Source organism: Streptomyces sp. NPDC127084, from assembly GCF_042724175.1.
Classification (GTDB): Bacteria; Actinomycetota; Actinomycetes; order Streptomycetales; family Streptomycetaceae; genus Streptomyces.
On the sequence record NZ_JBHXFA010000065.1, the window covers coordinates 25,886 to 37,421 of the forward strand.

Sequence of the window (11,536 nt, forward strand, 5' to 3'; positions counted from 1 at the left end):
GGCCTCCCCTGCGCGCCGGGGCGGGGGGCGGGGTGTCACCCGCTCACCCCCGGGGGGGGGGCGGCCCCCAAACCCACCGCCGAGCGGGCCCCCCGCGCCCCGCCACCCTGGACCCTTCCGGCAGCTCCCGCAGCAGGTCGACGCCTTGCCATACGGCGTCCCAGGTGGGTCGCAGCACCTGCTCGACGAGACCCCGGATCTCCCCCTCGGTCGCTGTCAGCCGCCCCAGCCACTCGTCCGCGACGGCCCCGTCCTCCGCCGCGGACAGAGCCTGACGGGCCCGGTCGTAGCGCTCCATCGCGGGCGCCAGCAGCCGGTTGTCGAACGCGGGGTCCGTGGCGGGACCGGCCGGCGGGCACTCGAGCTGCCCCGCTCCGTCCCGGGCCGTCTCGGCCCGCGACGCCGCCTCGGCACCGGTCTCGCCGTCGGGTGGCGCTATCCAGGCGAGGAGCGCGCCGAGGTGCTGGTCTTCCAGCGCGGACTGCCCGGTCGCCCAGTGCCGCCCCAGCAGATCCGTCATCGCGAGCAGCAGCGATGACCCGGGCACCCGAGCCCGCTCGCCGTAGTGCGTCAGCCAGCGCCCGAGCAGCGGCACCCGCGGCGGCGCGGGAAACGGGGTGTCCGGGTCCTGCTCCGCCGTCCGCCGGAACCGCATCGACCGGCCCAGCAGCCGGACGAAGTCGATACCGGGACGGCTGGGCACGATCAACTGCGGCGCGTCCGCGCACAACTCGACGGAGACCTTGACCCGCTTGCCGGTCTCCGGGTCGGTCTCGGCGCGCTCGGCGGCTTCGACGCCGGACTCGTACTCCTCCAGATGCGGCAGCACGCACTCGGCCAGTTCGGCGAGGAACGCGGATCGCAGATCGCGGTCGCGCGGCTGCGCCACGCTCAGCAGCCGCGGCGCTTCCCGGTCCGTGCCCACCATCGCCCCGAGCGGCGCCCCCGCCTCACCGGCGGTCGTCAGAGGTACGAACACCAGCGGGTGCGCCGACAGGTGCCGGTGGCGCACCGTGGCCAGCCGCTGGGCGCGGCCGCTCTCGACCGCCTCCAGCCGGGCGAGCGTACCGATCAGCGACATCCCGCGACCTCCAGGGCCTCGGCCCGCAGCGAAGCCGCCCGGCGCAGGGCGGCGACCGCCGGGTCAGCAGGGTCGCCGGACTCTCCGCGGGCCGCGGCCAGCACGTCCCCGACGGATGTGAGCCCGCCCAGCTCGCCGCGCGCGGACCGCCCCAGCGACGCCACCGACCCCGCCGCGCGGGCCCGTTCACGGCAGTGGAAGGCCAGCTCGCAGGCAGTCAGGCAGTCGGGCGCGTAAGCGGCGGGGACCGCTTCGACCGAGGCCGTCAGCTCACCGGCCGTGCAGCCCTCCGTGTCGAAGCTGACCCCGTCAGGCAGGGCGGCTGCGATGGTGTCGATCCGGGTCAGCCTGGCCAGCTGCCGCCTCGTCACCGAGAGCTGTTTGCGCACATCGACCACGGAGGCGACGGGCAGGTTGGCGAAGTCCTTCGGGCAGACCAGCAGCACCGAGTGCGCCACCCGCGCCCCCGCGGTCAGCTCCGCGACCCGCTCCAGCGCCAGCACGTAGACGGCCGCCTGGCGCGCCGCGGAGCCGACCTTCGCCGCGTCCGCCGAGCCGTCGATCACCGGGAAGGACTTGATCTCCACGACCGTCCAGCGGCCGTCGGGATGCACCACGACCGCGTCCGGCTCCAGATAAGCGGGTGACCCGGCCACCTCAAGGGCCAGCAGGGGATGGTCGAGCAGCGTCCACTCACCGGCCCGCTCCCCGGCCTGGGTGGCCTCGCGCAGCGCCAGCGCCGTGCGCGCCGTACGTCCTTCGGGACCGGCCGCCGAGAGATCGGGGACCCGGGCCTGCCGCGCGTCCGCCACACCGAGCAGCTTCAGCAGCTCCGCACCGCCGTCCGCCTTGACCCGGGCCTCGAAAGCATGGCCCCGCATGAACGCGAACTGCGACTGGCCGAAGGCCGCCGGTGACCCCAGTGCCTGGGCCAGCGCGGCCTTGTCCACCCCGGCGCCGTCCAGCAGCGCGCGCCGCTTGCACCCGGGGTTGGCGGCGAGGGCCGCCAATGCGCGGGCGTCGAGCGGGTGCGGCGCGGCGGACGGGCCGCGCAGCTCAGCGAGTCGCTGCCGGAGTGCCGTCAGTGGCACTTGCGGAGGTGGTCCGCTGTCCAGGGATGTGCTCACCCGCGGAAGTCTGGCATCCGCCACTGACAATCGTGGACTTCCGGTCGGATCCGTCCGATCCGGCAGCTCCGGCGGTGGCCGCGAGGCGGCTCCGTACCCGGTCCGCCAGTCGCAGCGCGGGCCGGGTGAGCAGCAGTCCGGCCGCCATCGTCAGGGCGCCCGCGACCGCGTCGAGGAAGTAGTGGTTCGCCGTTCCCATGACCACCAGCGTGGTGATCAGCGGATAGACGACCGCGAACGTCCGCGCCACCACCCCGCGGCCGTGCAGCCAGAGCATCACCCCGCACCACAGCGCCCAGCCGACGTGCAGACTCGGCATCGCGGCGAACTGGTTGGTCATACCGCCGAGCCCGCGCGGCGCGCTCGCCTCCGCGCCCCACCATCCGTACGAGCTGAACTGCGCCATCGTGTCGGTGAATCCGTGCCCCGCGTCGAGCAGCCGTGGCGGGCAGGTCGGCATCAGAGTGAACCCGATCAGCCCGAGCAGGGTGGAGAGCAGCAGCCAGGTGCGTGCGGCCCGGTAGCTCCGGGGCCGTCGGCGGAACAGCCACACCAGGATCGCGGGAGTCACCAGGTAGTGCAGGGAGGCGTAGATGAAGTCGGCGGGTATGCCGAGGGCAGGTGTGCTGGTGAAGAGCCGGTTGAGCGGATGCTCGAAGTTGACGCCGAAACGTTTCTCCCAGTCCAGCAGGGCCAGCCCCTGGGCAACGGCGTCACCCTTGTCGCCACGGGCCAGCAGCCGTCCCGCCGAGTACGCCGCGTAGACCACGATCAGCAGGGGCAGCTCGCTCCACCAGCGCGGACGGCGATGGAGCGGACTGCGACGGTCGGGCCGAGCGGGCAGCTGTCTCGCCATCCGGGCGCTCTCCCCCTTGTGTTCTCGTGATCAGTGCGACGGCGTGGGTGTGGCGGCACTGGTGTGACGGCGGTGAACCGGCGTGCACACGCCACGAGCTGGAGGACGCGGGTGAAGCGGTGGGGGTTGCCTGGAGCAACGAACGATGCGACGACCTTCGCGACGCCGCCGAATCACGCCGACGCTCCGTGCCGCCGGTCCGCGCGACCGGACGCTTCCGGACCGCGCCGGACCGCGCCACCGGGCTGTGCCGGCGAACCGCCGCCTACCGCAGCGGGGGCGCATTCGATGGGCGTTGATCGTCCGGCTGGGCGATGATGAGGCCATGGCACCCCGCATATTCCTCGCCCGGCACGGACAGACCGAGTGGTCCTCGCTGGGCAAGCACACAGGACGGACGGACATCCCGCTCCTGGAAGAAGGACGCCGTGGCGCGAAGCTTCTGGGAGAGCGCCTGCACAAGGAGCCATGGAACGGACTCCCGGACGCGGAGATCCGCACCAGCCCGCTCTCCCGCGCCTACGAGACCTGCGAACTCGCCGGATTCGCGGACCGGGCCCAGCCCTGGGACGCGCTCATGGAGTGGGACTACGGCGCGTACGAGGGCATGACACAAGCCGAGATCCGCGCCATCGACCCCGACTGGTTCATCTGGCGCGACGGGGTCCCCGACGGGGAGACGATGGGCCAGCTCTCCGACCGCGCCGACGGGATCATCGAGTACGTGCGGTCGGCTGACCGCGATGTGCTCGTCTTCGCGCACGGCCACATCCTGCGGGTGCTGGGCGCCCGCTGGATCGGCGAGGACGTCTCCTTCGCCGCCCGGATCAAGCTGGACCCGACCAGCCTGTCCGCCCTGGGCTGGGCCTACGGCGCACCGGCGATCGACCGCTGGAACGACACCGGTCACCTGGGCACCTGATCAGGGCGGACACCCACCACCTCGGCACCGCGTCAGGCCGCGGCGCCGTTCAGGACCTGCTGCCCGCCGCCCGCGACGTGTGCGTATGGCGGTCCAGGAAATCGGCCACCCCCGGGGAACGCCGCCGTGGCAGCAGCATCCGCGCGGTGTCGGCGAGCGTCGCGCGGATACGGGACGACTGGACCTCGTCCAGCACGTCCAGCACCTGCCCGGCCGCTGCCGCGGCCTCCACCGGGGTGTCCTTCGCGCGGGCCAGGTCCAGCGCGAGCTGCGCTCGGTAGAGCGCCAGGTTGCGGGCGAAGTAGGGCTTCTGCAGCACCGTCGCCCGGTGCCCGTGCCGTGCGGCCCGCGGCCAGTCGCCGAGCGCCGACCAGCACTGGGCCTCCAGGGCCTGGAGCTCCGGCTCGCCGAAGAAGGACATCCACTCCGGGTCGGTGTCCGCGGGACCGCGGCCGAACAGCGCATGGGCCCTGGACAGCGCCTGCTCGCAGCAAGCGCGGTCGCCGAGCCCGGCCCAGCCGCCCGCCTCGCGCAGGCTCAGCAGCGCCAGCAGCAGGGCGGAACCCAGTTTGCTCGCCGCCTGCTGGCCGGCCTGGGCGGCGCGTACCGCTTCCCGGTACCGGCCGCCGTCCCGCGCCAGGAACGACGTGTTGCAGAACGCGTGTGCCTCAAGCGCCGGGTCGTTGGCCACCCGCGCGGTGGCCAGCGCTTCCGCGTAGTGCGAGCGGGCGTCCTCCAGCCGGCCCGAGTCATGGGCCAGCCAGCCCACCGAGATGGCCAGCTCGCCCGCACCAGCGGCGAGCCGCCCCAGGGTCGAGCCACGGGCGGCCGTACCCGAGTCGAGCAGCGCGTACGCGCTGCGCAGCGGATGGGCGGCCCACTTGTAGAGCCGGTCGGCGCCATGCCGGTCGTCGAGCTGCCGGATCCGGCGCACGGCCTCCTCGACGGCGCCCACCTCGGACTCGCCGATCCGCTGGCGCGGCATGACGGTCCGGAGCTCTTCGGGGACCGGCAGGGAGCCGAGGCCCAGGGATGCGGTCGCCACGGCGGCGGTGCCGCCGGTCATGAATGCGCGACGCAGCACGTCGCTCTCCTCGTTGCTGTAGGTGGTGCTGTGGGTGTTGCCGCCGCCGTCCGCCTGCCGTGCCCGCCGTCCGCGTACTGTCTCGCGGGCCGCGAACCCCAGGTCCGCCAGCGTCGAACCGGGGAACATATGCAGGAAGACCCGCTCGTACGCGTAGTTCGGACAGCGGATCTCGCCGGCCTCGACCCGCCCGATGTACCGGGCGTCGCAGGCGACCTGCTCGCCGATTTCCCGGGCCGCCCTGCGGACGAGCGCGGCGAACTCCCCCGGCGAGCGCTGTCCGCGCAGCCGCCGGAAGACGAGGTTGGGAACTGCCCGTGACGACGCCATGGCGGAGCCCTCTCCTGTACTGCCGGCGTTCCACGCTCCGGCGCGCCAAGAAGGTACCGGCTGTGACCGCCCCGCTACGCCCTGTTTAGCTACAAACGGGATATCTCACCCGCGATCCGCCATGAACTGCCATCCTTTGTAGCGGCGTGCCGCCGTAGCCGTTGACGCGCGAGGGCGTTGAACCATGAGGGGACGCGGTGCGTGTCCTCCCTCGCTCGGCGAGGAGGGGTTCCCTTGTTGGAGGTCGGCGTGGATACCAGCGGTGACTCACAGACGAGCGTGACGAGCGCCACGAGCGCGACGAGTGCCCGGCACCTGCCCAGCGAGGAGCGCAGCCTGGCTCAGGGGCCGGCGCCCGGACAGGATGAGCACAGCCGATACACGGACCACGCTGACCATTTGGACCGCCTGGAGTACCGGGACCGCCTGGAGTACCGGGAGTACCGGGAGTACGGCGGCGGCCGTGGGGATCGCGGTGAGCTCGGCACGGCGGCGGACCACTCCGTGCCGTGCGACCTGGTGACCGTCCCCGCCCGCCAGGGCCTCGAAGCGGTCGACATCCTTCGTCGCGGTGGCGCGCCGGCGGTCGGCCCGGTCCTGCATGACGGCAGCTGCGACACCCTGGGCTTTCTGGTGCCACCCGGTACCGCGGCAGGCTGGGACATGCCGGGCAGCGCCTGTACGGAGACCTCGGGCCGTGGCCTGCGCATTCCGGTCGAACCCGCCGGTGACCAAGCCGTCCCCGGCAGTGGCTGGCTACTGCCCCCCGGGTCCACGGACGTCGTCCCGGTCACGGATCCCGAGATGCTCCGCGAGGCACTCGGCGAGGCCGCGCGCATGATCGAAGCCGCGGACAGTATTTGAGTGCTTCGGGAACTTCGAGATTTGAGTGCTTCGGGAACTTCGAGCTCCTGAGCTTTGAAGCTGAGGAGCTCCGGGCGGGCTGGGGGCGAGCCCTTCGCGGCCCGCTGGAGGCGGGCAGGCCCACCCGTCGATAATGGCCAGGTGGCGAGGAAGAAGCAGCGTGGGCGTGAGGCGTCGGCGGAGATCGTGGTCGAGGCCGTGGCCGGTGGACTCGCCGAGCTGATACCCGACCGCGAGCGCCCCCGAGCCTGGACGCTGGTGATCGACGGCGCGCCTCAGTCCCATGTGGATCTGGACGATCCCGCGCTGCTCACCTTCGAGTACCAGCGCCGCCTCGGTCATATGATCGACCTCGTGGCACCGGCCGGGCGGCCGGTGCGCGCCCTCCACCTCGGCGGTGGTGCCTTCACCCTCGCGCGGTACATCGCCACCACCCGTCCGCGTTCCACCCAGCAGGTGGTCGAGGTGGACGTGCCGCTCGTCCGACTCGTCCGCGACCGGCTGCCGCTGGACCCGAACGCCCGGATACGGGTGAGGTCGGCCGACGCCCGCGACGGGCTCGGCAAGGTGCCCGACGACTGGGCTGACCTCGTGATAGCGGATGTCTTCAGCGGAGCCCGCACCCCCGCCCATCTCACCACCACGGAATTCCTCGCCGAGGTACGCCGGGTGCTCAGGCCGGGCGGTCACTACGCGGCCAACCTCGCCGACGGCCCGCCGCTCGCCCATCTGCGCGGCCAGATCGCCACCGCCGCGACCGTCTTCCCCGAACTCGCCGTCGCCGCCGACCCGACCGTGCTGCGCGGCCGCCGTTTCGGCAACGCGGTGCTGCTGGCCTCCGATCTGCCGCTGCCGGTCGCCGAGCTGACCCGCAGGGTCGCGGGCGATCCGCACCCCGGCCGGGTGGAACACGGCAGGACCCTTGCCGACTTCACCGGAGGCGCCGCCGCGGTGACCGACGCGAACGCGAGGCCGTCGCCTGTACCGCCGCCTTCGGTGTTCCGTTGAACGGCCCGCCACCGGGCGCCCGGGGTCAGCGTTCCTCGATCGTCACCCGGGGCGCGGTGTCATGCCAGGTGCAGAAGACATCGATCTCGTGGCCGTTCCGGGAGAACGTGACACGGATATAGGTGGCCTGCTTCCAGACCTGCATGGTCCAGCCACCGGACGGGGTCGCCGAGACCAACTCGGCGGACTCGGGCCCGATGTCATAGGCGACCCGGCCGCCCTCGACGGTGTAGCTCTTCACGTTGCCGGGCGGATCGGCCGGTGCGGGGGCGGCGGGGGATCGGGGAGAAGCGGGAGCAGCCGCGGAGGGCGGGGGACTCGAAGGCGTCGAGGGATTCGATGGCGCGGCGGGACCGGGAGAAGCCCCGGTCCCCGAGGCCGGCTGCGACGGTGCGGAGGCCGACGGCGATGCGGACTCCGGCGCGGACGGTCTCGCACCGCCGCCGTATGCCGTGACCGGAAGGGCGCGGGGCCGGTCGTAGGCAGTGTCCGCCATCACGGTATGGACACCCCACCACGAGAGCGTGACCGCCGCGCCCGTAGCGAGCGACCACGCCAGGGCGTGTATGAGTCCTCTCCGCATCGGGCCCATACTGCACCACACCCGTCACCCCTGTCCCAAGGGGGACCGAGTTCCTCCGGATGGCGTACGGTGCCGCCCATGGCAAGTGTGCTCGTGGTCGAGGACGACCAGTTCGTACGCTCCGCTCTCATCAGGCACTTGACCGAGGCCGCCCACACGGTACGGAGCGTCGGGACGGCCCTGGAGGCACTGCGCGAAGTCGCTCATTTCCGCTTCGATGTGGTCATCCTCGACCTCGGGCTGCCCGATCTGGACGGGGCGGAGGCGTTGAAGATGATGCGCGGCATCACCGATGTCCCCGTCATCATCGCGACCGCGCGGGACGATGAGACGGAGATCGTGCGGCTGCTCAACGACGGCGCCGACGACTACCTCACCAAGCCCTTCTCGGTGGAACATCTCTCGGCGCGGATGTCGGCCGTGCTGCGGCGCTCCAGGGCCGCCGCGGACGAGACTCCGCCCGGCAGGGTGATCCAGGTCGGCGGCCTGTCCATCGACCCGCTGCGCAGGCAGGCCGAACTCGACGGGGTGGGACTCGATCTGACCCGCCGTGAGTTCGACCTGCTTGCGTTCCTGGCGGGTCGGCCGGGCGTCGTCGTACCGCGCCGGGAGCTGCTCGCGGAGGTCTGGCAGCAGGCCTACGGTGACGACCAGACCATCGACGTCCATCTGTCCTGGCTGAGGCGGAAGCTGGGGGAGACCGCGGCCCGCCCCCGCTATCTGCACACCCTCCGGGGTGTGGGAGTGAAGCTGGAGCCCCCGCGATGAGATGGGCACTGGTGAAGGTGTCCCTGGCGGTCACGGCGATGGTCGTGATCGCCTTCGCCGTCCCGCTCGGACTCGTCGTCCAGGAGATGGCCAGGGACCGGGCCTTCTCCAACGCCGAACGGCAGGCCGCCGCCATCGGGCCCACCCTCTCCATCACCACTGACCGCGCCCAGCTCGAACGCGCGGTCGCCTCCACCCAGGCCGGAGCGGCGGGCCGGATGGCCCTGCACATCCCGGCATCCGCCGACACCGGCGGCCAGGCGCTGACGGTCGGCGTCCGGCGGGTCGCTGTACGGGACCTGACCGCCACCCAGCGACTGGGCCGCGCCTCCACCGCCGAGGTACGCGGTGGCTCGGCGCTGCTCCAGCCCACCGCGTTGGGTTCCGGTCAGATCGCGGTGGTCGAGGTGTTCGTACCGCAGGACGAGGTCGGCAGGGGCGTGGCCACCGCCTGGCTGGTCCTCGCCGCGGTCGGCGCGGCGCTGATCGTCGGATCGGTCGCGGTCGCGGACCGGCTGGGCGTACGGATGGTCCAGCCCGCCCGCCGCCTCGCGGGCGCCGCCCACGAGCTGGGCGAGGGCCGGCTCGGCGCCCGGGTCCCGGAAAAGGGGCCCACCGAGCTGCGCTCCGCCGCCGTGGCCTTCAACGCCATGGCCGACCAGGTGGTCCAGCTGCTCGCCAACGAACGGGAGCTGGCCGCTGACCTGTCCCACCGGCTGCGTACCCCGCTCACCGTGCTCCGGCTCAACGCCGCCTCACTCGGCGACGGGGCCGCGGCCGAGCAGACCCGGGCGGCGGTCGCCCAACTGGAACGCGAAGTCGACACGATCATCCGCACCGCCCGCGAGGCCAAACCGCAGACTCAGGCCGTCACCGGCCCGGGAGCGGGTTGCGATGTCTCCGAAGTGGTTCGCGAACGCATGGAGTTCTGGTCCGCCCTCGCCGAGGACGAGTCCCGCAAGGTCCGCCTCGCGGGGGTGGACCGCCCCGTCCGTATCCCGGTGGCCCGTCCCGAACTCGCCGCCGCCCTCGATGCCCTGCTCGGCAACGTCTTCCGCCACACCCCCGAGGGCACCGCCTTCTCGGTCGACGTGCACAACGGCGATGATGCCGTGATCGTCCTCGTATCCGACGCCGGCCCCGGCATCACCGACCCGGAGGCCGCCCTGACCCGCGGCAACAGCAGTGGCCGGGACGGCTCGACGGGACTGGGCCTGGACATCGTCCGCCGGGTCGCGGAGTCGACCGGTGGCGATGTACGGATCGGCCATTCGGTACTCGGCGGCACGGAGGTCCGCATCTGGCTCGCCCTGGACGGCGGTCAGCGCGGTGCCTCGCGGGGGCGGCGGGGGAGCAGGTCCGGCCGACGGGGGCGGCGCGGTGGTCCGCCCGGGCGCTGAACGCGGGGCCCGGCCTGCTCTCGCGGCACTCCGCCTGGGGGTACGCGGTCGGCGGCTGGCGGATGAACTGCTCGCCCAGGGGCCGTTGTACTGGCTGCGCGCCGCGTTGGGTGAGCAGCCTTCGGTCTGAAGCACGAAAATTCGCCCCTGCCAGGCCCGAAAGCCAGGCAGGAGGCATCTGCGTTCAGCGGGCGAACCGCGCGAAGGCGCCCGAGATCGTTTCGACTGGGCCGAGTCCGGCGCCGCGAACCGGATCGTCAAAAGTCCCTGAGGGGAACGCACCATGGGTCGGCCGATGGCCCCGACTTCTTCCGTACCCGCTGCACGGACGCGGTGGGGCTGTCGGAGTTGAGGCTGAGAGCAGTCCTCCCACGATCCGCCGCGTCCACTTTCGCGCCAACGGACTTGTGAGGTCGCCGAGCCGTTCTTCTTCTCGTGCTTCTGATGCTCGCCACGGCGGGGGCTGTACGCGCGTTCAGAGAGGCTGGCTTGGCCACGGTTTGGCCAAAGAGAAAAAGATCAGCCGGTGACCTGCTTCCGCAGGTCACCGGCTGATCAATCAGGGTGAGTGACGGGACTCGAACCCGCGGCATCCTGGACCACAACCAGGTGCTCTACCAGCTGAGCTACACCCACCATGTCCGGTCGTCTTCCTGACCGGCCGAGAAAAAGTGTACAGGGTCCTGGAGGGTGCTCGTGCACATATTCGCGTTCACCTGGCGAGGTGCCGCGTACCGGCCGTTCGGGCTGGTCAGCGGGGCGATGCCGACGGGCTACCGCGACGCGGGGAGCACATGGCGGGCCGCGATCGACTTCGCCGTGTCCGAGTCCGGGCCGGGCTGCGGGACGAAGATCGCCTCGCGGTAGTAGCGCAGCTCGGCGATGGACTCCCGGATGTCGGCGAGCGCCCGGTGGTTGCCGTTCTTCTCCGGGCTGCTGAAGTACGCCCTCGGGTACCAGCGGCGGGCCAGTTCCTTGACCGAGGAGACATCGACGATCCGGTAGTGGAGGTACTCCTCCACCTTCGGCATGTCGCGCAGCAGGAAGCCGCGGTCCGTGCCGACCGAGTTTCCGCACAGCGGGGCCTTGCCAGGCTCCTTGACGTGCTCGCGGACGTAGGCGAGGACCTGCTCCTCGGCGTCGGCGAGCGTGGTGCCGGTGGCGAGCTCGTCCAGGAGGCCCGATGCGGTGTGCATCTGGCGTACCACTTCCGGCATCGTGGCCAGGGCGGCGTCCGGTGGGCGGATCACGATGTCCACGCCCTCGCCGAGCACGTTCAGTTCCGAGTCGGTGACCAGCGCGGCCACCTCGATGAGTGCGTCGTCCGTCAGCGAGAGCCCGGTCATCTCGCAGTCGATCCACACCATGCGATCGTTCATGCGTCCTACCTTAGGCCGTCCTTCCACGCTCTCACCGGGCGCGACCTGCTTCGAACCTGGCGGAAGCGCCGACCGCCCCGGACTGCCGGGGGGGGGGGAGCCGCGACCGGCGGCCCGCGCGCGCGGCGGGCGGC

10 protein-coding genes, 1 tRNA gene and 1 pseudogene are annotated in these 11,536 nt (G+C 72.2%); 5 read left to right on the top strand and 7 right to left on the bottom strand.

The features are described 5' to 3' along the window. Positions 1 to 67: 67 nt before the first annotated feature. The 3 genes and pseudogenes from ACFWI9_RS17185 to ACFWI9_RS17195 form a co-directional block, all read right to left on the bottom strand. Positions 68 to 1,081: pseudogene (locus tag ACFWI9_RS17185) on the bottom strand (hypothetical protein); the annotation flags it as partial. Then, on the bottom strand, positions 1,072 to 2,208 hold the full coding sequence (locus ACFWI9_RS17190; RefSeq protein WP_387162773.1) for a hypothetical protein: 1,137 nt from the start codon (positions 2,206 to 2,208) through the stop codon (positions 1,072 to 1,074). The pseudogene ACFWI9_RS17185 and the gene ACFWI9_RS17190, both read right to left, overlap by 10 nt. Then, positions 2,138 to 3,064: a phosphatase PAP2 family protein gene (locus ACFWI9_RS17195; protein ID WP_387162775.1), complete on the bottom strand. Its 927-nt coding sequence runs from the start codon at positions 3,062 to 3,064 to the stop codon at positions 2,138 to 2,140. Before ACFWI9_RS17195 ends, ACFWI9_RS17190 begins: the two co-directional genes overlap by 71 nt. A gap of 325 nt (positions 3,065 to 3,389) precedes the next feature. Here ACFWI9_RS17195 and ACFWI9_RS17200 point away from each other — a divergent pair, with 325 nt between their 5' ends. Next, positions 3,390 to 3,986 carry a histidine phosphatase family protein gene (locus ACFWI9_RS17200; protein ID WP_387162778.1) on the top strand — a complete coding sequence of 199 codons (597 nt, stop codon included), beginning with the start codon at positions 3,390 to 3,392 and terminating at the stop codon, positions 3,984 to 3,986. A gap of 49 nt (positions 3,987 to 4,035) precedes the next feature. On the opposite strand, the gene ACFWI9_RS17205 is transcribed toward ACFWI9_RS17200, so the two are convergent. Next, entirely contained in the window at positions 4,036 to 5,400 is a 1,365-nt protein-coding gene (locus tag ACFWI9_RS17205; RefSeq protein ID WP_387162780.1) for a tetratricopeptide repeat protein, read from the bottom strand. A 504-nt stretch (positions 5,401 to 5,904) separates the two neighbouring features. Here ACFWI9_RS17205 and ACFWI9_RS17210 point away from each other — a divergent pair. Continuing rightward, a complete protein-coding gene (locus ACFWI9_RS17210) occupies positions 5,905 to 6,264 on the top strand; it encodes a hypothetical protein (RefSeq protein ID WP_387162798.1) in 360 nt (119 codons plus the stop codon). Between the two features lie 141 nt (positions 6,265 to 6,405). Continuing rightward, a complete protein-coding gene (locus ACFWI9_RS17215) occupies positions 6,406 to 7,272 on the top strand; it encodes a spermidine synthase (RefSeq protein WP_387162782.1) in 867 nt (288 codons plus the stop codon). 25 nt (positions 7,273 to 7,297) lie between these two features. Here the strand turns inward: ACFWI9_RS17215 and ACFWI9_RS17220 are convergent, their stop codons facing one another. Next, complete coding sequence (locus tag ACFWI9_RS17220; RefSeq protein WP_387162784.1) at positions 7,298 to 7,513, bottom strand: hypothetical protein; 216 nt, start codon at positions 7,511 to 7,513, stop codon at positions 7,298 to 7,300. A 420-nt stretch (positions 7,514 to 7,933) separates the two neighbouring features. On the opposite strand from ACFWI9_RS17220, the gene ACFWI9_RS17225 reads away from it, so the two are divergent. Together ACFWI9_RS17225 and ACFWI9_RS17230 are read left to right on the top strand one after the other, a co-directional pair. After that, positions 7,934 to 8,623, top strand: a complete 690-nt coding sequence (locus ACFWI9_RS17225; RefSeq protein WP_387162787.1) for a response regulator transcription factor — start codon at positions 7,934 to 7,936, stop codon at positions 8,621 to 8,623. After that, positions 8,620 to 10,023, top strand: coding sequence for a sensor histidine kinase (locus tag ACFWI9_RS17230; RefSeq protein WP_387162789.1), 1,404 nt, complete (start codon positions 8,620 to 8,622; stop codon positions 10,021 to 10,023). The genes ACFWI9_RS17225 and ACFWI9_RS17230 overlap by 4 nt, the downstream gene beginning before the upstream one ends. A 563-nt stretch (positions 10,024 to 10,586) precedes the next feature. Here the strand turns inward: ACFWI9_RS17230 and ACFWI9_RS17235 are convergent. Together ACFWI9_RS17235 and orn are read right to left on the bottom strand one after the other, a co-directional pair. Then, positions 10,587 to 10,659, bottom strand: a tRNA-His gene (locus tag ACFWI9_RS17235). A gap of 137 nt (positions 10,660 to 10,796) precedes the next feature. Then, positions 10,797 to 11,402 (bottom strand): oligoribonuclease, encoded by a 606-nt coding sequence (gene orn / locus ACFWI9_RS17240; RefSeq protein ID WP_387162791.1) that lies wholly within the window; start codon positions 11,400 to 11,402, stop codon positions 10,797 to 10,799. Positions 11,403 to 11,536 lie beyond the last annotated feature (134 nt).